Annotated in this window: 21 protein-coding genes; 8 read left to right on the top strand and 13 right to left on the bottom strand. The window is 69.0% G+C overall.

Annotated elements, in window-relative coordinates:
- Positions 1 to 51: 51 nt before the first annotated feature.
- Positions 52 to 876: a formate dehydrogenase accessory sulfurtransferase FdhD gene (gene fdhD, locus BG90_RS04665; protein ID WP_010114044.1), complete on the bottom strand. Its 825-nt coding sequence runs from the start codon at positions 874 to 876 to the stop codon at positions 52 to 54.
- Positions 877 to 1010: 134 nt separating this feature from the next.
- Between fdhD and BG90_RS04660 the strand changes: the two genes are divergently transcribed.
- The gene (locus BG90_RS04660) at positions 1011 to 1490 is read left to right on the top strand and encodes a nitrate reductase associated protein (protein ID WP_010101742.1); all 480 of its coding nucleotides are present in this window, start codon (positions 1011 to 1013) and stop codon (positions 1488 to 1490) included.
- Between the two features lie 76 nt (positions 1491 to 1566).
- Here the strand turns inward: BG90_RS04660 and BG90_RS04655 are convergent, their stop codons facing one another.
- Positions 1567 to 1980, bottom strand: coding sequence for an acyl-CoA thioesterase (locus tag BG90_RS04655; protein ID WP_010101747.1), 414 nt, complete (start codon positions 1978 to 1980; stop codon positions 1567 to 1569).
- A 564-nt stretch (positions 1981 to 2544) separates the two neighbouring features.
- Here BG90_RS04655 and BG90_RS04650 point away from each other — a divergent pair.
- Positions 2545 to 4416 (top strand): ABCB family ABC transporter ATP-binding protein/permease, encoded by a 1872-nt coding sequence (locus BG90_RS04650; protein WP_010114047.1) that lies wholly within the window; start codon positions 2545 to 2547, stop codon positions 4414 to 4416.
- Positions 4417 to 4450: 34 nt separating this feature from the next.
- Here the strand turns inward: BG90_RS04650 and murU are convergent, their stop codons facing one another.
- A complete protein-coding gene (murU, locus tag BG90_RS04645) occupies positions 4451 to 5170 on the bottom strand; it encodes an N-acetylmuramate alpha-1-phosphate uridylyltransferase MurU (RefSeq protein WP_010101749.1) in 720 nt (239 codons plus the stop codon).
- A 3-nt stretch (positions 5171 to 5173) separates the two neighbouring features.
- Positions 5174 to 6208 (bottom strand): aminoglycoside phosphotransferase family protein, encoded by a 1035-nt coding sequence (locus BG90_RS04640; protein WP_010114048.1) that lies wholly within the window; start codon positions 6206 to 6208, stop codon positions 5174 to 5176.
- A 214-nt stretch (positions 6209 to 6422) separates the two neighbouring features.
- Between BG90_RS04640 and BG90_RS04635 the strand changes: the two genes are divergently transcribed.
- The 4 genes from BG90_RS04635 (at position 6423) to rsmA (ending at position 12138) form a co-directional block, all read left to right on the top strand.
- Positions 6423 to 8783: an LPS-assembly protein LptD gene (locus tag BG90_RS04635; RefSeq protein ID WP_010101751.1), complete on the top strand. Its 2361-nt coding sequence runs from the start codon at positions 6423 to 6425 to the stop codon at positions 8781 to 8783.
- A gap of 66 nt (positions 8784 to 8849) precedes the next feature.
- Positions 8850 to 10199: a peptidylprolyl isomerase gene (locus BG90_RS04630; protein ID WP_010114050.1), complete on the top strand. Its 1350-nt coding sequence runs from the start codon at positions 8850 to 8852 to the stop codon at positions 10197 to 10199.
- Between the two features lie 15 nt (positions 10200 to 10214).
- Complete coding sequence (gene pdxA, locus BG90_RS04625; protein ID WP_010114052.1) at positions 10215 to 11279, top strand: 4-hydroxythreonine-4-phosphate dehydrogenase PdxA; 1065 nt, start codon at positions 10215 to 10217, stop codon at positions 11277 to 11279.
- Positions 11280 to 11310: 31 nt separating this feature from the next.
- A complete protein-coding gene (rsmA, locus tag BG90_RS04620; RefSeq protein WP_010101757.1) occupies positions 11311 to 12138 on the top strand; it encodes a 16S rRNA (adenine(1518)-N(6)/adenine(1519)-N(6))-dimethyltransferase RsmA in 828 nt (275 codons plus the stop codon).
- 531 nt (positions 12139 to 12669) lie between these two features.
- On the opposite strand, the gene BG90_RS04615 is transcribed toward rsmA, so the two are convergent.
- Positions 12670 to 13608 carry a DMT family transporter gene (locus tag BG90_RS04615; protein ID WP_010101758.1) on the bottom strand — a complete coding sequence of 313 codons (939 nt, stop codon included), beginning with the start codon at positions 13606 to 13608 and terminating at the stop codon, positions 12670 to 12672.
- Positions 13609 to 13967: 359 nt separating this feature from the next.
- Between BG90_RS04615 and gloA the strand changes: the two genes are divergently transcribed.
- On the top strand, positions 13968 to 14357 hold the full coding sequence (gene gloA, locus BG90_RS04610; RefSeq protein ID WP_010101760.1) for a lactoylglutathione lyase: 390 nt from the start codon (positions 13968 to 13970) through the stop codon (positions 14355 to 14357).
- 422 nt (positions 14358 to 14779) lie between these two features.
- Here gloA and BG90_RS04605 read toward each other — a convergent pair whose 3' ends face one another.
- The 5 genes from BG90_RS04605 to glyQ are packed head-to-tail and all read right to left on the bottom strand — an operon-like array spanning position 14780 to position 20232.
- Positions 14780 to 15658 (bottom strand): M48 family metallopeptidase, encoded by an 879-nt coding sequence (locus BG90_RS04605; protein ID WP_010101761.1) that lies wholly within the window; start codon positions 15656 to 15658, stop codon positions 14780 to 14782.
- Positions 15659 to 15705: 47 nt separating this feature from the next.
- A complete protein-coding gene (locus tag BG90_RS04600) occupies positions 15706 to 16485 on the bottom strand; it encodes a lysophospholipid acyltransferase family protein (RefSeq protein ID WP_010101762.1) in 780 nt (259 codons plus the stop codon).
- A gap of 42 nt (positions 16486 to 16527) precedes the next feature.
- A complete protein-coding gene (gene gmhB / locus BG90_RS04595) occupies positions 16528 to 17091 on the bottom strand; it encodes a D-glycero-beta-D-manno-heptose 1,7-bisphosphate 7-phosphatase (protein WP_010101763.1) in 564 nt (187 codons plus the stop codon).
- Positions 17092 to 17108: 17 nt separating this feature from the next.
- Entirely contained in the window at positions 17109 to 19208 is a 2100-nt protein-coding gene (gene glyS, locus BG90_RS04590) for a glycine--tRNA ligase subunit beta (protein WP_010114053.1), read from the bottom strand.
- Between the two features lie 16 nt (positions 19209 to 19224).
- Entirely contained in the window at positions 19225 to 20232 is a 1008-nt protein-coding gene (glyQ, locus tag BG90_RS04585) for a glycine--tRNA ligase subunit alpha (protein WP_010101765.1), read from the bottom strand.
- A 571-nt stretch (positions 20233 to 20803) separates the two neighbouring features.
- On the opposite strand from glyQ, the gene BG90_RS04580 reads away from it, so the two are divergent.
- Positions 20804 to 22441 carry a tetratricopeptide repeat protein gene (locus BG90_RS04580; protein WP_010114054.1) on the top strand — a complete coding sequence of 546 codons (1638 nt, stop codon included), beginning with the start codon at positions 20804 to 20806 and terminating at the stop codon, positions 22439 to 22441.
- A gap of 68 nt (positions 22442 to 22509) precedes the next feature.
- Here the strand turns inward: BG90_RS04580 and lnt are convergent, their stop codons facing one another.
- The 3 genes from lnt to BG90_RS04565 all read right to left on the bottom strand — a co-directional run bounded on the left by lnt (position 22510) and on the right by BG90_RS04565 (position 26293).
- The gene (lnt, locus tag BG90_RS04575; RefSeq protein ID WP_010114056.1) at positions 22510 to 24195 is read right to left on the bottom strand and encodes an apolipoprotein N-acyltransferase; all 1686 of its coding nucleotides are present in this window, start codon (positions 24193 to 24195) and stop codon (positions 22510 to 22512) included.
- A 45-nt stretch (positions 24196 to 24240) separates the two neighbouring features.
- On the bottom strand, positions 24241 to 25128 hold the full coding sequence (locus tag BG90_RS04570) for an HlyC/CorC family transporter (protein WP_010114058.1): 888 nt from the start codon (positions 25126 to 25128) through the stop codon (positions 24241 to 24243).
- A 526-nt stretch (positions 25129 to 25654) separates the two neighbouring features.
- Positions 25655 to 26293, bottom strand: a complete 639-nt coding sequence (locus tag BG90_RS04565; protein WP_010101770.1) for a gamma-glutamylcyclotransferase — start codon at positions 26291 to 26293, stop codon at positions 25655 to 25657.
- Positions 26294 to 26311: the final 18 nt, after the last annotated feature.

Raw genomic sequence — 26311 nt, 5'->3', positions numbered from 1 at the left:
CTTGCGGTGGTTTGCCGCCGTCCGCCGCACGCGGATCGATTCGGCGGCGCGCTACGCGGGACCGTAGTCGACGTAGCCCGCTTCGCGGCAGAAGCTCACGAGCCGCAGCCCGGCTTGTCGCGCGATTTCGATCGCGAGCGACGACGGCGCGGAGATCGTCGCGACCATCGGAATGCCGACGCGCGCGGACTTGCGCACGAGCTCGTAGCTCGCGCGGCTCGACAGGAATACGAAGCCGTTCGTCATGTCGGCGCGCGCGAGCGTGAGCGTGCCGATCAGCTTGTCGAGCGCGTTGTGGCGGCCGATGTCCTCGAACGCGTGAACGATCGCGCCCGACGCGTCGCACCACGCGGCCGCGTGCAGGCCGCCCGTCTGCCGCGTGAGTACCTGATGGGCAGGGAGATCGCGCGCCGCGCGTGCGATCGCATCCGGAGCGATGCGCGCGAGAAAGCCGGTATCCGGTACGCGTTCCGGCACGAGATCGAGCAGATCGATGCTCTCGATGCCGCACACGCCGCAGCCGGTGCGTCCCGCGAGCGCGCGGCGCTTCTCCTTCAGCGCGGCGAACGCCTGCTGGACGACCGTGAGCTGCACTTCGGCGTGCGGCAGCGGCGCGTCGCCGTGCAGCAGGACTTCGATGTCCTTCACGTCGCTGCCGCGCTCGACGATGCCTTCCGACACCGCGAAGCCGACCGCGAACGCTTCCAGATCGCGCGGCGTGCACATCATCACCGCGTGCGAGATGCCGTTGAACACGAGCGCGACGGGCCACTCCTGACCGACGTGGTCGACGGTCGCTTCGACCGCGTCGCCGCGCCGCCTGCGCACCGCGAGCTCGACGATGCCGCTGGGTTCGACGGTTTCGGACAGACTCACGGGGGCTCCTTCGATATGGCGAGGCGGGCGAACGGGCGGCGCGCGACATCCGGCGGCACGCTCGTCGTCCGCGAAGGTTCTAAAATACTCCAGACAGGCCAAACGTGCCGGCAAACGTCATAGTGGGTGCAAACATGGGACTGAGCGACGCGCCGTTGCTGTTCAATTTCGAAATCGTATCGTCGGAGGATCTGACCTACATTCCGATGATCGTCCGTTTCAACCTCGACCGCTTCGGGCTGCGGATTTCGCTCGAGCAATGGCAGATGCTGCCGATCGAGGATCGCAAGCTGCTCGCGCGCTTTCCGGCCGACGAAGACGTCGTGATCGAGCCGAACTTCGATCATGCGCTGTTCGAGATGTTGCGCACGCACGCGAACGTGGAGCCGACCTGGTTCCAGCCGGACGAGCATCCGGCCTGGCGCAGCGCCGATGCGGTGCCGGATGCGCTCGTCGCGCAGAGCGGGCTGGCCGGGCTGCGGGCGCCGTCGGCCGCGCAGTGGGCGACGCTCACGCCGTTTCAGCGCTACGTGCTCGCGAAGCTGTCGCGCAAGCCGAAGCTCAACCACGACTTCATCCCCGCGATGCGCGAGTTCGGCCTCTCCACGCATTGAGCGGGCGGCGCGGCGCTCGTTGTCGCGGCGTCTCGCGCGCGGGCGTGGGCGCGCCGGCCGCGAGGCTCGGCCGCGCTTATTCGAGCGGCGGCAGCGCGCGCGGGCGGCGGTCGGCGTCGGTCGCGACGTAGGTGAGGGTCGCCTCGGTCACCTTGACGATTTCGCTCATCAGGCTCATCCGCTGCGCGTAGACCTCGACGTCGACCGTCACCGACGTGTTGCCCGTCTTGACGATGCTCGCGTAGAAGCTCAGCAGATCGCCGACGAACACCGGCTGCTTGAACAGGAACGAATTGACCGCGACCGTCGCGACCCGGCCGTTCGCGCGGCGGCACGCCGGGATCGAGCCCGCGATGTCGACCTGCGCCATGATCCATCCGCCGAATACGTCGCCGTGGACGTTCGCGTCGGACGGTTGCGGCACGACGCGCAGCGCGGGCGGTTTTTGCGGGAGTTGCAGGGACGTATCGGTCATGGTTGAAGCTTCCATCTTGTAAGAAAAGCGGCCGGCTTGCGCGATTTCGCGAGCCGCCGCGGGCGAAGCGGCTTGCAGCGGCGCGAACCGGCTTCTGCGACAATGCAAAGATCTGAAATTGTACGAGAAAGTGTGGATTTGGGCCGAGCCGCGCAGGCCGAGCCGCGCAGGCTGGTTCGCGTTAGGTCGAGCCGTGCAGGCCCGGCTCGCGTAGGCGGCGTCGTGTGGCCGGTCCGCGCGAGTCGAGGCGCACCGGTCGCATTGCGTTGCGCGACGGCGTCGCCGACCGGCTGCGCGCGTGGCGACGCCGGACCCGCCCGAGCCCGATCGGCATGCGAGCAGACGGAACCGCGAACGCAGAGGGCGGCAGACGCGCGATTCGCGCGCGCCGCATCGCGGTCCGCGTCGCGCGTCGTCGATTGCGTTCACCGAGTCCGGCGCGCCGTGCAACGCCTGCGGCCCGACGCACGCGAGCGCGTGTCGCGAGGCGCGAAGTGCGCGAAGTGCGCGCCGCGCCGACGCCGGCAATGGAGCCCGAAACACACACTTTCACCGACGAAGCGAACCCACGAACTCCCCATGCGCCGCTATCCCGCTTCTTCCGAGCCCGCGCCGATCGCGACCGGGCCGCGCAACGATTGGCAGACGATCCGCTCGCTGCTGCCGTACCTGACCGCCTACAAGTGGCGCGTCGCGTTCGCGCTCACGTGCCTGATCGGCGCGAAGGTCGCGAATCTCGGCGTGCCCGTCGTGATGAAGCGGATCGTCGACAGTCTCGCCGCCGTCCAGCATCTGACCGCGCTCGGCCGCGCCGAGCAGTCGGCGAGCATCGTGCTCGCGGGCGGCATGGGGCTCCTCGTGGTCGCGTACGCGTTCGTGCGGCTGTCGACGTCGCTCTTCACCGAATTGCGCGAAATCCTGTTCTCGAAGGTGACGGAGAGCGCGGTGCGGCGGCTCGCGCTGCAAGTGTTCCGGCATCTGCACGGCCTGTCGCTGCGCTTTCACCTCGAACGGCAGACGGGCGGCATGTCGCGCGACATCGAGCGCGGCACGCGCGGCATCCAGCAGCTGATTTCGTACTCGCTGTACAGCATCCTTCCGACGCTCGTCGAAGTGGGGCTCGTGCTCGGCTTCTTCGCCGTCAAGTACGAAGCGTATTACGCGTACGTGACGTTCGCGGCGCTCGTCGCGTACATCGTGTTCACCGTGAAGGTGACCGAGTGGCGCACGCATTTCCGCCGCACGATGAACGAGCTCGATTCGCGGGCGAACTCGCGCGCGATCGATTCGCTGATCAACTACGAGACGGTCAAGTACTTCGGCAACGAGGAGTGGGAAACGCAGCGCTACGACGAGAATCTGAAGCGCTACCGCAAGGCGGCGATCCGTTCGCAGAACTCGCTGTCGTTCCTCAACTTCGGCCAGCAGGCGATCATCGGCACGGGGCTCGTGTTCATCCTGTGGCGCGCGACGCAGGGCGTGCTCGCGGGCAAGCTCACGCTCGGCGACCTCGTCCTCGTCAACACGTTCATGCTGCAGCTGTACATTCCGCTCAACTTCCTGGGCGTCGTCTATCGGGAGCTGAAGCAGAGCCTGACCGACATGGACCGGATGTTCGGGCTGCTGTCGGCCGCGCGCGAAGTCGACGACGCGCCCGGCGCGCCCGCGCTGAAGGTGAACGGCGCGCAGGTGCGCTTCGAGCGGGTGAATTTCAGCTACGAGCCGGCGCGGCAGATCCTGCACGACGTCGATTTCACGATCGAAGCAGGCTCGACGACCGCGGTCGTCGGCCACAGCGGCTCGGGCAAGTCGACGCTGTCGCGCCTGCTGTTCCGCTTCTACGATCTCGATCGTGCGACGGGCGGCGCGATCACGATCGACGGCCAGGACATCCGCGGCGTGAAGCAGGATTCGCTGCGCGCGTCGATCGGCATCGTGCCGCAGGACACGGTGCTCTTCAACGACACGATCTACTACAACATCGCGTACGGCCGGCCGTCGGCGACGCGCGACGAGGTGATCGCGGCCGCGCGCGCCGCGCACATCCACACGTTCATCGAAAGTCTGCCGAAGGGCTATGACACGCCCGTCGGCGAGCGCGGGCTCAAGCTGTCGGGCGGCGAGAAGCAGCGCGTCGCGATCGCGCGGACGATCCTGAAGAACCCGCCGATCCTCGTGTTCGACGAAGCGACGTCGGCGCTCGATTCGCGTTCCGAGCGCGCGATCCAGCACGAGCTCGAGCAGATCGCGCGGCACCGGACGACGCTCGTGATCGCGCACCGGCTGTCGACCGTCGTGCACGCGGACCAGATCATCGTGATGGACCACGGGCGCATCGTCGAGCGCGGCACGCACGCCGAGCTGCTGCGCATGGACGGCCTCTACGCGCAGATGTGGGCGCTGCAGCAGCAGCGCGCGGCGGCCGACGGCGCGGCGGCGGAAGAGGTCTGACGCAGCGGCGCCCGGCGCATCCCGGGCGGGCCGCTCAGCCGGCCGCTTTCAGCGCCGCGTCGAGTTCGCCCAGCTGCGCGGGCGTGCCGACGTTCTCCCATGCACCCGAATACAGCTCGCCCGTCGCGCGGCGCGCGGCGATCGTCTCGTGATAATAGGGCGTGAGCGCGCAGCGCGTGCCGGCGGGCAGAGCGCGGAACATCCGCGTGTCGTAGAGCGCGATGCTGCCGAACGTGACGCGCGGCGCGCCGTCGAGCGACAGCAGGCCGTCGCCGTCGAGCGCGAAGTCGCCCGCCGGATGGAACGGCGGATTCGGCACCATCACGAGGTGCATGCCGGGCTCGGGCGCCGCAGCCAGCGCGGCGGCGCGCGCGATCAGCGTCGCGTAGTCGAAGTTCGCGTAGATATCGCCCGCGACGCCCACGAACACCTTCGGCCCGCCGCCGTCCTCGATGAGCGGCAGCGCCTGCGCGATCCCGCCCGCCGTCTCGAGCGCCTCGCGCTCGGCCGAGTAGACGAGCCGCACGCCCCAGCGCGAGCCGTCGCCGAGCGCGGCCTCGATCCGCGCGCCGAGCCACGCGTGATTGATGACGATCGTGCGAATGCCCGCCGCGACGAGCCGTTCGATCTGCCAGACGATCAGCGGCTTGCCGCCGACCGCGAGGAGCGGCTTCGGCGTCGTGTCGGTGAGCGGGCGCATCCGATCGCCGCGCCCGGCGGCGAAGATCATCGCCGTGTCGAGTGTGTGCATCATCGTTCAGAACGTGTAGCCGACGTCGGCCGTCTTGTCTTCGAGATCGTCGAGGAGCTTCGCGAACGGCGCGAGCGGCCGGTAGCGCAGCGCGACCTTGCGCGCGTAGCCGAGAAAGCGCGGCAGGTCGGCGAGATAGTGCGGCTTGTGATCGCGGTAGTTGATCCGCGCGAACAGGCCGAGCACCTTGACGTGGCGCTGCAGGCCCATCCATTCGAGCTGCCGGTAGAACTCGCCGAAGTCGGGCTCGACGGGCAGCCCGGCCTTCTTCGCCTTTTCCCAGTAGTACGCGAAGCAGTCGAGCTCGAACGCCTCGTCCCAACTGATGAACGCGTCGCGCAACAGCGACGCGACGTCGTACGTGAGCGGCCCGTAGACGGCGTCCTGGAAGTCGAGCACGCCCGGGTTCGGCTGAGCGATCATCAGGTTGCGGGGCATGAAGTCGCGCAGCATGTAGCCCTGCGGCTGCGCCCTCGCGCTCGCGATCAGCAGCGCGAACGTGCGGTCGAGCACGCCGCGCGCGTGATCCGTGAGCGTCTTGCCGAGATGCCGGCTAACGTACCACTCGGGCATCAGTTCCATCTCGCGGCGCAGGAACGCTTCGTCGAACGGCGGCAGCACGTCTTCGCGCGACGCGAGCTGCCAGCGGATCAGCGCGTCGAGCGCGTCGCGCATCAGCGGTCGCGCGGCTTCCGGCGCGGCGGGATCGAGCGCTGAGATGTACGACCGCGTGCCGAGATCGGTGACGAGCATGAAGCCCGCGTCGAAGTCGTGCTCGAGCACCTTCGGCACGTGCAGGCCGGCCGCATCGAGCAACTGCGAGATCTGCACGAATTCGCGGCATTTTTCGGGCGGCGGCGCGTCGACGGCGATTGCGGTCCCGCCCGGCGAGCTCGCGCTCGCGATGCGGAAATAGCGTCGGAAGCTTGCGTCGCTGGATGCCGGGACGAGCGACGCCGGGTCGAGCGCGTGGCGGTCGGCGAACGTGGCGAGCCAGTCGGTGAGGAGGGCGAGACGGGGATCGGCTGAGGGCTGCGTCATTGAAAGTCGGGGAGGGGGAACGTCTTGCCATATAATACCCCACGACTTTTTTGACGCGTCCCGTGTCAATCCCCGCCGGCGCGGGCCCGCAGCCCGCCATGCCGCTCGTTTGCCCGTTTTCCCCCGGTATGCGCGAAGCCGCAGTCACGGTTCGATTGCGAGGGCTGCGACGTGCGGAGGCCGGGTTTGACAGGGTCGATTCGCCGAACGATAGATGCCGCCTAAAACGTTATTCCCGCTCGTCCCAGCTTGCGATGCCGCGCCGCGCAAAAAACGGCTCGCGGTCGCGCTTTTGGCCGTACCGGGCCTCGTGCCGGCGGTGTCGCACGCCCAGTTGTCGGGCGCCGCGGCCGAGCCGCAGGCGTTCGGCTCGCCGTGGGACCTGCGCCTCGCGCCGCAGCTCGACGAGCATCCGCAAAAGCAGCACGGCAAGCCCGCGACGTTCGTGCTCGGCGACCACACGAACGGCACGGCCGACCAGGACCTCGCCGCCAAGGGCTCGGCCGAGATCCGGCGCGGCAACGCGGTCGTCAAGGCGGATGCGATCCACTACGACCAGGACACCGACATGGCCGACGCGTACGGCAAGGTCACGGTGTCGAACGGCGGCACGACGTTCTCGGGCCCCGAGGCGCATCTGAAGGTCGAGGCGAACCAGGGCTTCATGACGACGCCGAAGTACCGTTTCACGGCGACGGGCGGCTCGGGCAGCGCCGAGCGGGTGCAACTGCTCGACAGCGAGCGCTCGGTGTTTACGAACGGCACCTACACGGGCTGCCAGTGCTCGGCGAACCCGGCGTGGTACATCAAGGGCAGCGAGTTCGATTTCGATACGGGCGCGGACGAAGGCGTCGCGCGCAACGGCGTGCTGTTCTTTCAGGGCGTGCCGCTTTTCGGCAGCCCGTGGCTGACGTTCCCGCTGTCGGGCGAGCGGCGCAGCGGCTTCCTGCCGCCGACGTTCTCGCTCGATTCGTCGAGCGGCTTCGAGTTGGCGCTGCCGTACTACTTCAACATCGCGCCGAACCGCGACCTGACGGTCACGCCGCACATCATCTCGAAGCGCGGGATCTTCACGCAGGCGACGTTCCGCTATCTGTCGACGAACTACTCGGGCACGCTGACGGGCGAGTACCTGCCGGACGACCGAGTCGCGAAGCGCAACCGCTACGCGATCTATTGGCAGCACCAGCAGAATTTCGGCAACGGCTTCGGCGGCTACATCTACTACAACAAGGTCTCGGACAACACGTATCCGGAGGACCTTGGGTCGACGAACCAGTTCCTGAACGGGATCCAGACCGTTTATCAGCAGGAAGCCGGCCTCACGTACAACAACGGGCCGTGGTCCGTGCTCGGGCGCTACCAGCACTGGCAGACGCTCACGCCGTCGGTCGCGCCGTACGGCCGCGAGCCGCAGTTGAACGTGAAGTACGCGAAGTACAACGTCGGCGGCTTCGACTTCGGCGCGGAAGCCGATTATTCGCGCTTCCGGATCACGACCGCCGACCAGCCGGAAGGCGACCGCGTGATGTTCAACCCGTACGTGTCGTACGGGCTGTACGGTCCCGGCTATTTCGTCGTCCCGAAGGCGCAGATGCACTTCGCGTCGTACGACCTGACGACGACGACGGGCGGCGTGCCCGGCCAGCCGAAGCGCTTCACCTATTCGATCCCGACGCTCAGCTTCGATACGGGGCTCATCTTCGACCGCTCGGTGCGCCTGTTCGGCCAGGATTTCATCCAGACGCTCGAGCCGCGGCTGTACTATGTATACACGCCGTACCGGAACCAGTCGGACGCGCCGCTCTTCGACACGGCCGTATCGGACTTCGGGCTCGCGGAGATCTTCACGCCGAACACGTTCGTCGGCAACGACCGGATCGCCGACGCGAACCGCCTGACGGCCGCGCTCACGACCCGATTCATCAATCCGACGACGGGCGACGAGCGCGCGCGCTTCGTCATCGCGCAGCAGTACTACTTCACCGACCAGCGCGTGACGCTGCAGCCGACCGAGGCGCCCGCGACGGCTCGGCACTCGGACCTGATCCTCGGCGCGTCGGTCAAGCTCGGCGCGGGCTTCGCGTCGGAAACCGCGTTCCAGTACAACGTCGACAACAACCAGCTCGTCAAGTCGAGCGTCGGCTTCGGCTACAGCCCGGGCGAGCGGCGCGTGATCAACGTCGGCTATCGCTACACGCGGCAGAACCCGACGCTCAGCAACGAGCCGATCAACCAGGTCCTCGTGTCCGCGCAATGGCCGCTCACGCGGCGGCTCTACGCGGTCGGCCGCTTCAACTACGATCTCGCGAGCAGCCGGGTTGTCGACGGTCTCGTCGGCTTCCAGTACGATGCCGACTGCTGGGCGTTCGGCGTCGGCGTCCAGCGCTACGCGAACGGCGTGAACACGTCGGGGCAGCAGAACTCGTCGACCCGCGTGCTCGCGCAACTCGTGCTCAAGGGTCTGACGAGCGTCGACAATGGTCTCGTGTCCGCGTTCCGGGCCGGCGTGCAGGGATATACGCCGCTGCCGCCCGCGCCGGCGCCGCTGTCGCGCTTCAGCAATTACGATTAACCGCCGACGAGGCGTTCGCGGCGAGCGGCGTTTGCGCAGCCCGCTTTCAATGGAGTACCTGTGGCAATGAAGAAAACCCTTCGCTTCGCGGCTGTCGCATCCGGTCTGGTCGCGTCGCTCATCACGGTCGCGCCGGCAGCGTCCGCGCAGGCGCTGCGCGCGCAGGGCGCGTCGCTCGCCGACGAGGTGGTCGCCGTCGTCAACAACGACGTGATCACCGGGCGCGAGCTCGATCAGCGCGTCGGCCTGATCGCGCGCCGTCTGCAGCAGCAGAAGGCGCCCGTGCCGCCGATCGACCAGCTGCGCGCACAGGTGCTGAACCAGATGGTGCTCGAGCGCATCCAGATCCAGCGGGCGAAGGACGACGGCATCGTCGTCGACAACGCCACCGTGCAGGCGACGCTCGGGCGCCTCGCGCAGGCGAACGGGATGCCGCTCGACCAGTACAAGGCGCGCATCGAGGCGCAGGGCGTGCCGTGGGACGTGTTCGTGCGCGACGCGCGCACCGAGCTGATGCTCTCGAAGCTGCGCGAGAAGGAAGTCGACGGCAAGATCACCGTGTCGGACGCCGAAGTCGCGAGCTACATCGCGAGCCAGCGCGGCCCGAACGCCGGCTCGCAGCAGGATCTGCGGCTCGAGCACATCTTCGTGAAGGCGCCGACGAGCGCGCCGCAAGCCGACATCGACGTCGCGCAGAAGAAGGCCGAAGGCCTGCTGCAGCAGGCGCTCGCGTCGGGCGCCGATTTCGAGCGGCTCGCGAAGAACAATTCCGAAGCCGACGATGCGAAGAAGGGCGGCGATCTCGGCTTCAAGTCGCCGTCGTCGCTGCCGTCCGACGTCGTCGACGCGGTGTCGAAGCTGCGTCCCGGCCAGGTCAACCCGACGCTCGTCCGCGTGCCGGACGGCTTCGAGATCGTGCGTCTCGTCGACCGCCGCGCGAGCCAGAGCGTGTCGGCCGCGTCGCCGAAGATCGTGCAGACGCACGTGCGCCACATCCTGCTGCGCGTCGGCGAAGGCAAGTCGGAATCGCAGGCGCGCCAGCAATTGATCGACATCCGCCGGCAGGTCGAGGCGGGCGGCGATTTCGAGAAGTTCGCGCGCACCTACTCGCAGGACGGCTCGGCGTCGCAAGGCGGCGATCTCGGCTGGATCAGCCCGGGCGAGACGGTGCCGGAATTCGAGCGTGCGATGAACAGCCTGCAGGACGGCCAGGTCAGCAATCCGGTGCGTACCGAGTACGGCTACCACCTGATCCAGGTGCTCGGCCGCCGCGACGCGGAAGGCTCGGTGCAGCAGCAGATGGACATCGCGCGCCAGGCGATCGGCCAGCGCAAGGCCGAGCAGGCGTACTCGGACTGGCTGCGCGAGCTGCGCGACTCGTCGTACGTGCAGATCAAGCTGCCCGTCGTCCAGTAAGCGCGTAGCCGAATCATGTCCGCCAGCCCGCAGCCGCTGCGCATCGCGATCACGACCGGCGAGCCGGCCGGCGTCGGTCCCGAGCTGACGGCCCGCGCGCTCGCCGACGCGGCGGCACGCTGGCCCGACGCGCGCTTCACGGTGCTCGGCGACGCGGGCCTGATCGCCCAGCGCGCAGCCGCGGTCGGCGTCGACTGGGCGCGCTTGACGGCGAGCGGCGCGGATGCGCACGTCGCCGACGCGCACGTCGCAAACGCGCACGTCGCAAACGCGCACGTCGCAAACGCGCATGTCGCGGTCGCGCATCGCGCGCTCGCCGCGCCCGCCGAAGCGGGCAAGCTGAATCCGGCGAACGGGCGCTACGTGCTCGATCTGCTCGATGCGGCGATCGACGGCGCGGTCGCCGGCGCATTCGACGCGATCGTCACCGCGCCGCTGCAGAAGAGCACGATCAACGATGCCGGCGTGCCGTTCACCGGCCACACCGAATATCTCGCCGAGCGCACGCACACGCCGCACGTCGTGATGATGCTCGCGGGCACGGGCGAGCGGCCGCTGCGCGTCGCGCTCGCGACGACGCACTTGCCGCTCAAGGACGTGTCGGCCGCGCTGACCATCGACGGCCTCGCCGATACGCTCGCGATCGTCGACCGCGACTTGCGGCGCAGCTTCGGTCTCGCCGCGCCGCGCATCCTCGTGACGGGCCTCAATCCGCACGCGGGCGAGAACGGCTATCTCGGCCGCGAGGAAATCGACGTGATCGAGCCGGCGCTCGAGCGCGCGCGGGCCGCGGGCATCGACGCGCGCGGTCCTTATCCGGCCGACACGCTGTTCCAGCCGCGCTACCTCGAGCATGCGGATTGCGTGCTCGCGATGTTCCACGACCAGGGGCTGCCGGTCCTCAAGTACGCGACGTTCGGCGAGGGCATCAACGTCACGCTCGGCCTGCCGATCATCCGCACGTCGGTCGACCACGGCACCGCGCTCGATCTCGCCGGCACGGGCCGCGCCGATCCGGGCAGCCTCGTCGCCGCGATCGACACCGCCGTGACGATGGCGCGCCATCGGCGCGCAGGCTGAATTTTCGCGTCATCCGTTTTTCTATCTTTCGATGTCGAACAGCAGACAGCACCAAGGGCATTTCGCGCGCAAGCGCTTCGGGCAGAACTTTCTCGTCGATCACGGCGTGATCGACGCGATCGTCGCGGCGATCCGGCCCGAGCGCGGCGAGCGGATGGTCGAGATCGGGCCGGGTCTCGGCGCGCTGACGGGGCCCACGATCGCGCGGCTCGCGACGCCCGACTCGCCGCTGCACGCGGTCGAGCTCGACCGCGACCTGATCGGCCGCCTCAAGCAGCGCTTCGGCGACCTGCTCGAGCTGCACGCGGGCGACGCGCTCGCGTTCGACTTCGGCTCACTCGCACTGCCGGGCGACAAGCCGTCGCTGCGGATCATCGGCAATCTGCCGTACAACATCTCGAGCCCGCTGCTGTTCCATCTGATGTCGTTCGCGCACGTCGTGATCGACCAGCATTTCATGCTTCAGAACGAGGTCGTCGAGCGGATGGTCGCGGAGCCGGGCACGAAGGCGTTCAGCCGGCTGTCGGTGATGCTCCAGTACCGCTACACGATGGACAAGCTGATCGACGTGCCGCCCGAGTCGTTCCAGCCGCCGCCGAAGGTCGATTCGGCGATCGTGCGGATGATCCCGCATGCGCCGCACGAGTTGCAGCCCGTCGATCCGGCAGTGCTCGGCGAAGTCGTGACGGCCGCGTTCTCGCAGCGCCGCAAGATGCTGCGCAACACGCTCGGCGGCTATCGCGATCTCGTCGATTTCGATGCACTCGGCTTCGATCTCGCGCGCCGCGCGGAAGACGTCGATGTCGACGAGTACGTGCGCGTCGCGCAAGCGGTCGGCGCGCGGCGCTCGGGCGGCTGATCCGCGGTTGAAGGGGCGGGGCGCGTCGCGATTGTCCGGTCAGTGCTGGCGATAGGGGCCGCTTGGGGCGGTTTCGTCGCTGCCGCGGATTGCTTCTGACGTCGCTTCTTTCCGGTTGCGGGGCGCGACGCCGCCAGCACGCATCCGCGCGCCGGCCTTGGACGAGAGGCTTTCTCGAACGATGAGCGGTCGATCGTCCGCGGTCGATCGTCGATACGCGGCGGCCTTTCGCGTGGCGGGCCAGGGCTCGGCGACGGCATGGCTGCGCGATGCATTCGCGATGCCGTCGACAACGCTTCTTCAGAGTCGAAGCCTGCAATCTTCACGACGCGCGCATCGGCGTATCCGTGCCGGCACATCAGTACATCAGTACATCAGTACATCAGTACATCAGTACATCGGCACATCGGCACATGCACGTCGACGCACCGGCGCGCTTGCGGTTCCACGCGTCGGCGCATCGACATATCAGCCCATCGGCGCAGCGCTTTGCGCCGGCTTCCATTTCTCTCGACCCACCCCCGCACGCATTTACTTGCGATCGCCGCGCGGCGGCGCGTTGACGAGCCCGATGCCCGCCAGCACGAGCACGGCCGCCGCGCCGAAGCGCGCATCGACCGAATCGCCGAGCAATAGCACGCCGAAGCTCACGCCAAAGAGCGGCGCGAGGAACGTGAACACGGAAAGCCGCGCCGCGCTGTAGCGCGTCAGCAGCCAATACCACGCGAGATAGCTCGCGAACGCGACGATCACGCCCTGATACGCGAGGCTCGCGACGGCGAGCGGCGTCACGTTCGCGAGCGTCGTCTGTCCGGTCGCGACGGCGAGCCCGAGCAGCACGGCCGACGACACCGTCAACTGGTAGAACAGCGTCTTGCTCGCGCTTGCGCGCGCGAGCGACGTCGAGCGCACGACGACCGTCGTCGCCGCCCACATCACGCCGCCGAGCACGCCGAGCGCGTCGCCCGCGAGTCCGGCGAGCGCCGACGCGCCGTCCGCGGCCGGCCGTGCGAAGCCGTCGGCGAATGCGACGGCGATGCCCGCGAACGCGATCGCGACGCCCGTCCATTGCATGCGGCGCATCTTCTCGCCCGGCGCGAACAGATGCAGCCCGAGCGCGGTGAAGCACGGCGCGGTATAGAGAAAGATCGCCATGCGCGCGGCGCTCGTCAGCGTGAGGCCGAAGAAGAGGCAGACGAACTCGCCCGCGAACAGCGTGCCCGCGGCGATGCCGGCGCCGAACGTGCCGTCCGCGCGAAAGAGCGGCGTGCCGCGCGTGCTCGCCCATGCCCACACGCCGACGGCCGCGATCGCCGAGCGCAGCCCGGCCTGGAACATCGGCGGGATCGCGTGCGTCGCGCTCTTGATCGCGACTTGCTGGAAGCCCCAGATCGCGCACAGCAGGACCATCACGCCGATCGCGCGCATATCGAGCGACGGGCGCGCCGGCGCATAGGCGACGGCGCTCATCGGGCGCTCCTGAAGACGGCGGCGTGAGCCGCGCACGGGACGGCGGCCAGGCGCTCGGCGGGCCGGCTCGGTTCGGGGAAATAGATTTGCACGGTTCGCAGGCCGGTGGGGCCGGCCGTCGGAAAGGGTTGTTCGGATCTTCGATTCGTTGCGGGACGCCGACCGGGCGGGCGTCGTCGCGCAGCGCGGCAGGCAGTGTTGCGGCGCGCGCGTCGCGAGCCCGCCGCGACGATCTTAACCGATCGCGCCGCGCGCCGCGTATCGCCCCTGCTGCCCGGATGGACGCGGCGCGTGCCGGCGAGAATCGCGCGGGTCTGGTACATTCGCACGTTCAAGCAAGTCCCCACGGAGTACCCATCATGCGTTTGCTTCACACGATGCTGCGAGTCGGCGATCTCGACCGCTCGATCAAGTTTTACACCGAGCTGCTCGGCATGAAATTGCTGCGCCGCGACGACTATCCGGACGGGAAATTCACGCTCGCGTTCGTCGGCTATGGCGACGAGCGGGACCACACGGTCATCGAGCTCACCCACAACTGGGACACGAAGTCGTACGAGCTCGGCACGGGCTTCGGCCACCTCGCGCTCGAGGTCGACGACGCGTACAAGGCGTGCGAGCAGATCAAGGCGCAAGGCGGCAAGGTCACGCGCGAAGCCGGGCCGATGAAGCATGGCTCGACGGTGATCGCGTTCGTCGAGGATCCGGACGGCTACAAGATCGAGTTCATCCAGCGCAAGAGTCACTGAGCGCTGTCTCACCGCGCGGGGCGCTGCGGCGTTCCGCGCCGGCCCGCGGTGCGTGATGCGATCGAGCATGCGCGCCGCGCTGTTTTTCGTTCCCGTGATTTTGCTTTGCTTCGGCGGCGCGACGCTGCGGCGCGGTTGCGCCCGCGGACTCAACCGCGCGGGTTCGGGCGCCGCTGCGGGTGTTTCGCTGCCGGTCGTCGCGCGGGTGCATCGGATGCGCGATGCGGGACCAAGGCGGTGCAAGGAAAAGAAGAGCGAACCGGCTGAATCGATCCGGATCGGCGTCAGTCGGCCGGCAGCCGTGCGGATGAAGCCGGCCCGTGTCGGCTGCGGCGGCGCTCGGCCGCTGCAAGCGTTTCCCGTTCGACGCTTGCAGGCCGAGTCGCCGCCGAGCGGGCGATCGCACGACCGACGCGCGGCGCTCAGAGCGCCGGCAGCAGCTCCGGCGGATGGTGCTTCAGCGTATGCCGCGCTTCGCGGAATTCCGGGAAGATCGATTCGACCGTCTGCCAGAACGCCGGGCTATGGTTCATCTCGCGCAGATGCGACAGCTCGTGCGCGACGACATAGTCGACGATCGACATCGGAAAGTGGACGAGCCGCCAGTTCAGGCGGATCTTGCCGTCGCTCGAGCAACTACCCCAGCGCGTCGCGGCCGACGACAGCGCGTACGCCGCATACGTGACGCCGAGCCTCTGCGCATATACCGCGAGCCGCTCGCCGAAGATCCGCTTGGCCTCGCTCTGCAGCCAGCCTTGCACGCGATCCTTGATCTGCTGTTCGCTCGCGTGCGCGGGCAAGCCGAGCTCGAGCGTCGCGGCGGCCGCGTCGAAGCTGAGCGCGCCCTTCGCCGACACGAGCGCGATGCTGACGGGCTTGCCGAGATACGGAATCTGCGCGCCTTCCTTCCAGTCGATCTGCGGCAGCGCGCGCTGCTCGGTTCGTGTCTGCCATTCGGCGAGCTTGTTGAAGATCCAGCGGCGCTTTTCGGCGATCGCCGCTTCGATGTCGGCGAGCGTCACCCAGCGCGGCGCGGTGATCGTGAGGCCGCTGCCGTCGATCGCGAAGCCGATCGTGCGGCGCGCCGAGCGCTTCAGCTTGTATTCGAGCACGCGGCCTTCGAGCGCGAGCGTGCGGCGCCGGGAGCGGTCGGCGTCAGGCGGCGTCGCGGGCGAAGCGGGCGGAACGGGCGGCGGGGAAGCGGGGGACGGCGAGGCGGCCGGCCCGTCGAAGAGCGGCAGGTCGAGCTGGCGGTGATCGAGAGCCACGACGGCCGGCCGTGGCCTGGGACGCTTCGGCATCAGTTCGCTTCGTTTGGCAGTGCGCAATGGGTGAAACTCGCTTGACTTCAGGTACGCGCGGCGTCGGACGCACGAGCGGCGCCGCGTGCGCCGTCGCGCTCGTGCCGGTAGGCGTCCGGGTCGATGCGGCGCATTTCCGCTTCGATCCAGTTTTCGACGCGTTCGTTCAATTGATCGGGGGTGAGGCCTTGCGTGTCGATCGGCTTGCCGATCGACACCGTGACGGTGCCGGGATATTTCATAAACGAATTGCGCGGCCACACGCGTCCCGCGTTGTGCGCGATCGGCACGACGGGCGCGCCCGCGCCGATCGCGAAGCGCGCGCCGCCCGTCTTGTACTTGCCCTGGCTGCCGACCGGCGTGCGCGTGCCTTCCGGAAACATGATGACCCACGCGCCGTCCGCCATCCGCGCGCGGCCCTGGCGGATCACCGAGCCGAACGCGTTCTTGCCGTCCTTGCGGTTGATGTGGACCATGTGCAGCATCCCGAGCGCCCAGCCGAAGAACGGCACGTACAGCAGCTCGCGCTTGAACACGTAGCAAAGCGGCTTCGGCATCAGCGCGGGCAGCGCGATCGTTTCCCACGCGGACTGATGCTTCGGCAGCAGCACCGCGGGGCCGTCGGGCAGGTTCTCGAACCCTTCGATGCGGTACCGGATGCCGTTCAGCCAGCGCGCGACGAAGAGCGTCGACTTGCACCAGCCGGCCGCCATCCAGTAGCGCGCGTTCGGGCGCAGGAACGGGAACGCGATGAAGCACGCGGTCGCGTACAGCGCCGTGTAGACGATGAAATAGACGAAAAGCAGCAGGGAGCGGACGAAGCGCATCGGCGTGACGTTACGGTGAGGGAGGATGCGCGCGGGCCGGCATCACTCGTGTTCTTCGGAAAGGAAATCGAGCGCGAACGCGCGCAGGTCGTCGTGCACAAGCGTGCCTTCCGGCAGCCCGCCCGCGGCGAGCGTCTTCTTGCCCTTGCCCGTCAGCACGAGGTGCGGCCGAAAGCCGAGCGCCGCGCCCGCCAGCAGGTCGCGCAGCGAATCGCCGACGACGGGCGTGTCCTCCGGATCGATCTCGAAGCGCTCCGCGATCAGCTTCATCATTCCCGGCTGGGGCTTGCGGCAGTCGCAGTGGTCGTCGGCCGTGTGCGGGCAGAAGAACACCGCGTCGATCCGCCCGCCGACCGCGGCCGCCGCGCGATGCATCTTCAGGTGCATCGCGTTCAGCGTCGCCATGTCGAAGAGGCCGCGGCCGATGCCCGACTGGTTCGTCGCGACGACGACGCGGTAGCCCGCGTGATTGAGCCGCGCGATCGCCTCGAGGCTGCCGGGCAGCGCGACCCATTCGTCGGGCGACTTGACGAACGCGTCCGAATCGACGTTGATGACGCCGTCCCGGTCGAGGATGACGAGCTTCTTGCTGAGACTGGTCGGCATCGTGTGGTTCCTCTGGCTTATGCGGCGAGCTTCGAGATGTCGGCGACGCAGTTCATCTGCTGATGCAGCGCGGACAGCAGCGCGAGCCGGTTCGCGCGCAGCGCGGGATCCTCGGCGTTGACCATCACGTCGTTGAAGAAGGTATCGACGGGCGCGCGCAGCGCGGCGAGCGCGGACAGGGCGCCCGTGTATGCGCGCGCCTCGAGCTGCGACTGCACGCGCGGCGTCACTTCGGCGAGCTGCTCGTGCAGCGCCTTCTCGGCCGCTTCGACGAAGAGGGCCGGTTGCACCGCGCCGTTCGCGCCGCTCTCCGACTTCTTCAGGATGTTCGAGATCCGCTTGTTCGCGGCCGCGAGCGCTTCGCTTTCGTCGAGGCGCGCGAACTCGCGCACCGCGTCGAGGCGCGCGACGATGTCGTCGAGGCGCGTCGGGTTCAGGCTCAGCACCGCGTCGACTTCGCCCGCCGAGTAGCCGCGCTCGCGCAGCAGGCCGCGCAGGCGGTCGATGAAGAACGCGTAGATCGCGTCGGTCGATTCGGCGACGCCCGGCACCGCCGCGAAGCGTTCGTACGCGGTGCGCAACAGCCAGACGAGATCGAGCGGAAGCTGTTTCTCGAGCAACAGGCGCAGCACGCCGAGCGCGTGGCGGCGCAGCGCGAACGGGTCCTTCTCGCCCGTCGGCGCGAGGCCGATGCCCCAGATGCCGACGATCGTCTCGAGCTTGTCGGCGAGCGCGACCGCCGTGCTGACGGGCGTCGTCGGCAGCGTGTCGCCGGAGAAGCGCGGCTGGTAGTGCTCGGTGCACGCGATCGCGACGTCTTCCGGCTCGCCGTCGTGGCGCGCGTAGTACGTGCCCATCGTGCCCTGCAGCTCGGGAAACTCGCCGACCATGTCGGTCAGCAGATCGGCCTTCGCGAGACGGGCCGCGCGGATCGCGATCGTCGCGTCGGCGCCGATCGCGGGCGCGATCTCGCCCGCGAGTGTCTCTAGGCGCTCGATGCGCGCGAGCTGCGAGCCGAGCTTGTTGTGATAGACGACGTTCGCGAGGAGCGGCACGCGGTCGGCGAGCGGCTTCTTCTTGTCCTGCTCGAAGAAGAACTTCGCGTCGGCGAGGCGCGGGCGCACGACGCGCTCGTTGCCTTCGACGATCTCGCCAGGCGTCTTCGTCTCGATGTTCGACACGATCAAAAAGCGCGAGCGCAGCTTGCCCGCCGCATCGGTGAGCGCGAAGTACTTCTGGTTCGTCTGCATCGTGAGGATCAGGCATTCCTGCGGGACCTGCAGGAATTCGTCCTCGAAGCGGCACGGATAGACGACGGGCCATTCGACGAGCGACGTCACTTCGTCGAGCAGCGCCTCCGGCATCACGACCTCGTCGCCTTCCGCATGCGCGTCGAGCTGCGTGCGGATTGCCTCCTTGCGGCCCGCGAAGTGCGCGATCACGCGGCCCTTCTCGCGCAGCGTGTCCGCGTACGCGCTTGCATGCTGGATCGCGACGAGGCCGTCCGACAGGAAGCGGTGGCCGAGCGTCGTGTCGCCCGCGTCGATGCCGAATGCGGAGACGGGCACGACGCGTTCGTCGTGCAGCACGGTCAGGCGGTGCACGGGGCGCACGAACTGGACATCGGTGCCGTCCGGGCGCTGATAGGTCATCACTTTCGGGATCGGCAGCTTCGCGAGCGTTTCGTCGAGCGCGGCCTGCAGGCCGTCGGCGAGCGACGCGCCGGGCGCCGCGTAGTTGACGAAGAACGCGTCGGCCTTGCCGTCGTGCGCGCGCTCGAGATCGGCGATCGACAGGTTCGGGCGGCCGAGCGCCGCGAGCTTCTTCGCGAGCGGCGCGGTCGGCTTGCCTTCGGCGTCGAGCGCGACCGACACCGGCAGCACTTTTTCGCGGACCTGCTTTTCCGGCGCGACGGCGCGCACGTTCTGCACGACGACGGCCAAGCGTCGCGGCGTCGCATAGCGTTCGAACGCGAGTTCGCCTTCGATCAGGTCGCACGCGGCGAGACGTTGCGCGATGCCTTCGGCGAACGCGTCGCCCAGGCGCGCGAGCGCCTTCGGCGGCAGCTCTTCGGTCAGCAGTTCGACGAGCAGCGGAGCGGGATGGTTTTGCGTCATGGTGTGAGGAATCTCGTCAGTCCTGATCGATCTTGCGTTCGGCCTTCAGCGGCGGCGCCCATGCGGGCTGCGCGGCTTCCTGCGCGTCGGTGGTCAAGCCCGGCACGCCCGGCACCGGGTTGCCGATCATCGGGAAGCCGAGCTTCTCGCGCGAATCGTAGTACGCCTGCGCGACGAGCCGCGACAGCGCGCGGATGCGGCCGATGTACGCGGCGCGCTCGGTCACGGAGATCGCGCCGCGCGCGTCGAGCAGGTTGAACGTGTGGCCCGCCTTCAGCACGAGCTCGTACGCGGGCAGCGCGAGCCGCGCTTCGATCATCCGCTTCGCTTCGGCTTCGTAGCTGTTGAAGAACGTGAAGAGCAGGTCGACGTTCGCCTGCTCGAAGTTGTAAGTCGATTGCTCGACTTCGTTCTGATGATAGACGTCGCCGTAGGTCAGGCGGCGCAGCTCGGGGCCGTTCGGGCCCTGCTCTTCCCACTCGGTCCAGATCAGGTCGTAGACGTTCTCGACCTTCTGCAGGTACATCGCGAGGCGCTCGAGGCCGTACGTGATTTCGCCGAGCACCGGCTTGCAGTCGAGGCCGCCCACTTGCTGGAAGTACGTGAACTGCGTGACTTCCATGCCGTTCAGCCAGACTTCCCAGCCGAGGCCCCACGCGCCGAGCGTCGGGTTCTCCCAGTCGTCCTCGACGAAGCGCACGTCGTTCTGCTTCAGGTCGAAGCCGAGCGCTTCCAGCGAGCCGAGGTACAGGTCGAGGATGTTTTCCGGCGCGGGCTTCAGCACGACCTGGTACTGGTAGTAGTGCTGCAGGCGGTTCGGGTTCTCGCCGTAGCGGCCGTCCTTCGGGCGGCGCGACGGCTGCACGTACGCGGCGCGCCACGGCTCGGGGCCGATCGCGCGCAGGAACGTGTGCACGTGCGACGTGCCGGCGCCGACTTCCATGTCGATCGGCTGGAGCAGGGCGCAACCCTGCCTGTCCCAATAGGACTGGAGCGTCAGGATGATTTGCTGAAACGTAAGCATGAGAGGCCTTCGTGGCGCTGGGCGCTTCGCTTCGGGCGGCCGGCGCGAGCGAGGTCCGCGCCGGCCGCTCGCGCGGCGCGCGGCTTGGGTCTGTGCTAAAACATGCAATTTTACCGGATCGGCGGGCGGGTGCGGCCGGAACGGGGTGGGGCAGCCCTCCATATGCGTTCGCGGGCGCGAAAATCGCGGGAAAACGCGCGGTAGCGCGGGGCGGCGCGCACGGCGCGTCGGTGCGATGTGCCGGCGGTTTTGACGCGTTCTTTTTCTTTGCCTCCGGCGATGTCGAGGACGTGAGCCGCGTCCCGGCGAGCGGCGGCGCTGCGCCGAGCGCGCGGTGCTCGGCAGATGGCGTTCGACGCGGCACGCGGCGTGTGGCGTGCTGCACATGGCGCGCGGCGGCGGGCGCTACGCGACGGATCGTCTGTCGGGCATTCGCTCGGGCGCGGCATGCCGCCGGGCGACGCGGCGAAGCCTCCGTCGCATTTTCGAGATGCCGGGCGATGTCGAGCCGGTAAGATGGAGAGCTTCCGGCGCCGTGAGGCGCGCCACGCTGTCACCGTGACGATCGCTCATGTCTTCAGCCGCACCCTGTCCGAATATCCCGCTCGCGCCGCCGCTCGTCGCGATGCTTCGCCGGGCGCTCGACGCGGGCGGCGACGCCCGCGCGATCTGGCTCGAGGCCGCCCGCCTGCTGCATCCCGTGGACGACGACGCGATCCCGCAACTGACGATGGCGCTCGTCGGCGCAGGGCGCGCGGGCGACGCAGTCGAACTCGCGCGCCTCTACGACGCGCTCGCGCCGGCGTCGCCCGCCGCCGCGTTCAATCACGGCTACGCGCTGCAGCATGCGGGGCGGCACGCGGATGCGATCTCGCCGTACCGACGGGTGTTGGCCGTCGCGCCCGCATGGCCGTCGCTGAAGAACAACCTCGCGATTGCCGTTCGCATGACGGGAGGCGACGCGGCGGAAGAGCTTGCGCTGCTCGAAGGGGCGGCGGCCGACGCGCCGTCGGCGCCCGATGCGTGGATCAATCTCGTCATCGCGCGGCTGCGCGGCCGCGACCTGCCGGGCGCGCTCGACGCGTCGGCGAAGGCGCTCGCGCTCGCGCCCGACAGCCCGCTCGCGCTCAACAACGCGGCGATGGCGTACAAGGAGGCGCAGCGCTGGGACGACGCCGAACGCATCGCGGCGCGCGTCAGCGAGCGCGACCCCGATAATGCGTCGCATCGCTTCAACCTCGCGCTGATTCATCTCGCGCGCGGCGACTATGCGGCCGGCTGGCCGGAGCACGAGATGCGCTGGAGCGGCGCGCCCGAGCTGCGCGGCAAGCTGCCAGCGCTGCCCGGCCCGCGCTGGCGCGGCGAGCCGCTCGCGGGCAAGACGCTGCTCGTGTGGGGCGAGCAGGGAATGGGCGACCTGCTGCAGTTCTCCCGTTTCGTGCCGGCGCTCGCCGAGCGCGTGCATCGCGAAGGCGGGCGGCTCGAGTGGAATTCGTTTCCGCAGATGGGCGATCTGCTCGTGCGCAGCCTGGGCGCGCACGTCGACGGTTATCGCGCGGGCGGCGGCGTCGCCGAGCTGCAGCCGTTCGACTATGAGATTCCGCTGATGAGCGTGCCGTGGATGCTCGGACTCGGCGACGCGCTGCTCGGCGACACCGTGCCGTATCTGCGCGCGGACGATGCGGCGATCGCCGGATGGCGCGAGCGCTTCGCCGCGTCGGCGCCGGCGGGCGCAGCGCCGCTGCGCGTGGGGCTCGCGTGGACGGGCAGCCTCGCGCATCAGCGCAATCCGTTCCGGCGCGTCGGTCTCGACCGGTATGCCGCCGCGTTCGGCGGGGTCGGCGGCGTGACGTTTCATTCGCTGCAGCCGGGCGCGGCGGCGGATATCGAGGCGGCGCGCGCGGCGGGCTTTCCGATCGTCGACGAGACCGCCGAGCTGCGCACGTTCGACGATACGGCGGCCTACGTCGGCGCGCTCGATCTGGTCGTGAGCGTCTGCACATCGGTTGCGCATCTGAGCGGCGCGCTCGGGCGGCCGACGTGGGTGCTGCTCGACGTCAATCCGCACTGGGTGTGGCAGCTCGAGCGGCGCGACAGTCCGTGGTATCCGACGGCGACGCTGTATCGTCAGCGCGAGTTCACGCGCTGGGAGCCGGTGATGGAGGAGGCGGCGCGCGATCTGCGCGAATGGGCGCGGCGCGCGCGCTGAGGCGGGAACGCCGGCCGGCCGTTTGCGCGGGCGGGCCGGCGGATGGCCGCGCGCCCGCGCCGACGGCGTCAGCCGCGCCGGCGCAGCCCCGGCCCGAACGCGAAGCCGAATGCGAGCAGCAGCAGCGATAGCGCGAGCACCGTCGCATTGCCGCTCGTCACGTACGGCGTGCGGCCGGCGGTGCCTTCGATCCTCACGTCGAGCGAGCCGATCGTGTACGGCTTCAACTGGCCGAGCACGCGCCCCTGCGCGTCGATCGCGGCCGTCATCCCGGTGTTCGTCGCGCGCAGCATCGGCCGGCCCGTCTCGAGCGAGCGCATCCGCGCGATCTGCAGGTGCTGGTCGAGCGCGATCGTGTCGCCGAACCACGCGAGGTTCGTCACGTTGACGAGCACGCCGGGCGACACCGGATTGTCGCGGATCGTCGCCGCGATCTCTTCGCCGAAGATGTCCTCGTAGCAGATGTCGGCCATCACCGGCTGGTTGCGCACGATGAACGGCTGCTGGACCGGCGCGCCGCGCGCGAAATCGCCGAGCGGCATCTTCATCAGGTCGACGAACCAGCGGAAGCCCCACGGGATGAACTCGCCGAACGGCACCAGATGATGCTTGTCGTAGCGGTAGATGTCGCGCGAATGCGGCGTCACGCCGTACAGGCTGTTCGTGTAGTCGACGATCCGGCCGTCGGCCGTCACCGTGCCGCCGACCGCGCCGAACAGCACCGCCGTATCGGTCGTGTCGCTGAAATTGCGCACCGCGCGCGCGAACGGCTCGGGCAGCTCCTGGATCAGCACCGCGATCGCCGTCTCCGGCGTGACGATCAGATCGGCGGGCTTGTCGGTGATCATCTTCTGATACAGCTCGATCGCCGCGTTGATGCCCGCTTCCTCGAACTTGATGTCCTGCTTCACGTTGCCTTGCAGCAGGCGCACCGTGAGCGGTGCGTTCGCGGGCACCGTCCACGGCACGAGCGCGAGCAGCGGGCCGATCGCGACGAACACGACGGCCGCGAACGCCGGCGCCGCGACGCGCGGCGCGCGGGACGACCGGGGCGCGCCTGTCGCGTTCGTATCGGCGCTGCCGTTTCCGTCGCCGTCGCCGCGCGCACGGACGATCGCCTGCACGGCGAGCGCCGCGACGAGCGCGAGCACCCAGCCGATCCCGTAGACGCCGACGATCGACGCATAGCCGGCGAGCGGCCCGTCGACCTGCGCATAGCCGCTCGCGAGCCACGGAAAGCCGGTGAACACGGTGCCGCGCAGCCATTCGCCGACGGCCCATGCGCTCGCGAACGCGAACGCGCCGTGCCAGGTCGGCGGGAACAGGCGCGGGTCGGCCGCGCGGCCGTTCTGCGCGTGTCCTGCGCAGAACGACCAGAGGCCCGCCGAGAACGCCGGATAGATCGACAGGAACAGGCAGAACAGCACGAGCGCGCCGCCCGCGAGCGGCGCGGCCATCTCGCCGTACACGTGCATGCTGATGTAGAGCCACCAGATGCCGGTGATGAAGTTGCCGAAGCCGAACGCGCCGCCGGTGGCCGCCGCGTGCTTCCAGCTCGTCGTGCGCGTGAGCTGCGCGAAGAGCCACGCGAATACGACGAACTGCAGCCAGCCGCCGTGCGGCGTCGGCGCGAACGTCAGCGTGTTGGCCGCGCCCGCGAGGAGCGCGGCCGGATAGTGCCAGACGGGCAGCGCACGGCCGCTCGCCGAAGAGGAGACGCTCGGTTGCGAGCGGGTCGAGATCGGTTCGGCCATGCGTTGCGTCGGGAGAGCGGGTTGGGGAAACGGGCGGGCGGCGCGTCAGTCTTCGCCGGCCGAGCCGCTGCGCCGGCCCGCGAGCGGCGCGCGGCGCACGAGCAGCACGTGGATCTGGCGGGCGTCGCCGCGCTGGATCTCGAACAGCAGGTCGTCCAGACGCACCTTCTCGCCGCGATGCGGGACGCGGCCGAAATGGTGCGTGATGAGGCCGCCGATCGTGTCGACTTCCTCGTCGGAGAAATCGGTGCCGAACGTTTCGTTGAACTGCTCGATCTCGGTCAGCGCGCGCACGCGGTAGCGGCCGTCCGGCGCGGCGATGATGTTGCCGGCTTCCTCGTCGAAATCGTATTCGTCCTCGATGTCGCCGACGATCTGCTCGAGCACGTCCTCGATCGTGATGAGGCCCGCGACGCCGCCGTATTCGTCGACGACGATCGCGAGGTGGTTGCGGTTCACGCGGAAGTCGTGCAGCAGCACGTTCAGCCGTTTCGATTCGGGGATGAAGACGGCGGGGCGCAGCATCCCGCGCACGTCGAATTCCTCTTCCGCGTAGAAGCGCAGCAGGTCCTTGGCCAGCAGGACGCCGATCACGTTGTCGCGGTTGTCTTCGTACACCGGGTAGCGCGAGTGCGCCTTCTCGAGCACGAACGGGATGAAATCCTCGGGCTTGTCGGCGATGTTGAGCGCGTCCATCTGGGCGCGGGGCACCATGATGTCGCGCGCGCACAGGTCGGACACCTGGAACACGCCTTCGATCATCGACAGCGAATCGGCGTCGATCAGGTTGCGTTCGTGCGCGTCCTGCAGGATTTCGAGGAGCTCGGCCCGCGAGTCGGGCTCGGGCGAGATGAAGTCGGTCAGACGCTCGAGCAGCGAGCGTTTTTCATGCGGTTTGTCGGAGGATTTTCGACTGGGATACGAATCGTTCATGGTGGTGCGCCCCGCGGATCGGAGGCGCGCTGTCACGGAATTGGGAAGGATACACCAAGGTCATGGCGCGACCGTGTCGACGGGCGTGCGCGCGGGCCGAAGCGGCTTTTCGCGCGATTCCGGCCACACGGCGCGGCCTTGGGCGTGCCCCCATCGTAGCGCAGAAACGGGCGCGCGGGCAGCGGCGGGAAAAAAGCGGCGGATGGGACGAGATGCCGCGGCGTGCCGCGTAGCGGAGCGCGTCGTCGGCGCGACGGGAAGCCGTGCGGCGAGGCACGCTGCCCGGCCGGCCCGACGGGACGGCGGCGCGACGAGACGAATTGCATGGCCGATGACGCGGGAAGCCGGGCGAGGCGTGAATTTCGCGGGGCGGGCGATGCAGGTTCGTGGAGCAGGTCGGCGAGACGTGGCGGGGAGACCGCGCGTGCGACCGGCATCGCCGCGCATGCGGCCGGGCGCCCGATCCGTGACGGCGCATGATGCCCGCCGGTTTTGCGCGCCGATCCCGCAGGATGCCGGCAGCGAACTACCGGCAGCGCGCGAGCAGCGCCTCGAGCGCCCGGTCGGGCATTCCGCTGTCGCGCAGCGCGTCGACGGTGCGGCTCACGTAGTCGAGCGTCGTGCCGTAGCGGCCGCTCGCGCAGTCGAACACGGCCTTCACGACGTCGTCGGCCAGCTTGCCGGTGTAGGTCGGGACGTCACGCCGCATCACGAACGCGAGCGCGCTGACCCGCTCGCCGCCCGCGAGCGCGCACGGCAGCCACGCGGGACGGTACGAGCCCATCGCCATCTCGCGCCGCCACAGCGCTTCGAGGTGCGGCATCGCGGTGCGGCCGGCGAGCCGGAACGCGAGCCCCGTGCACGAGCCGCCGCGGTCGAGCGCGAGCACGAGCCCAGGCTGCTCGGGCGTGCCGCGGTTCACGCGCGACCACAAGTAGAGCCCGCGGTGGTAGCCGTGGACCTTCCCGCGCACCGCCTCGACGGCCGGCATGCCCGGGTTCCAGATCAGCGAGCCATAGCCGAACAGCCACAGATCGCTCGTGCGATCCCAGCCGGCGAGCGTCGCGCCGAGCGACGCCGCGAGTTCGTCGTCGCTCAGGTAGCGCGCTTCGCCGAGCGACGGAGGGTAGGGGCAGCGGGTGGGGGCGGATGCGGGGCGGCTCACGGCGGGCAGGGCGGCGCG

The sequence above is a fragment of the Burkholderia oklahomensis C6786 genome (assembly GCF_000959365.1).
Taxonomy (GTDB): Bacteria; Pseudomonadota; Gammaproteobacteria; order Burkholderiales; family Burkholderiaceae; genus Burkholderia; species Burkholderia oklahomensis.
The sequence above is the reverse complement of the archived record's forward strand: the minus strand, read 5'-3'. Positions and strand labels throughout refer to the sequence as shown.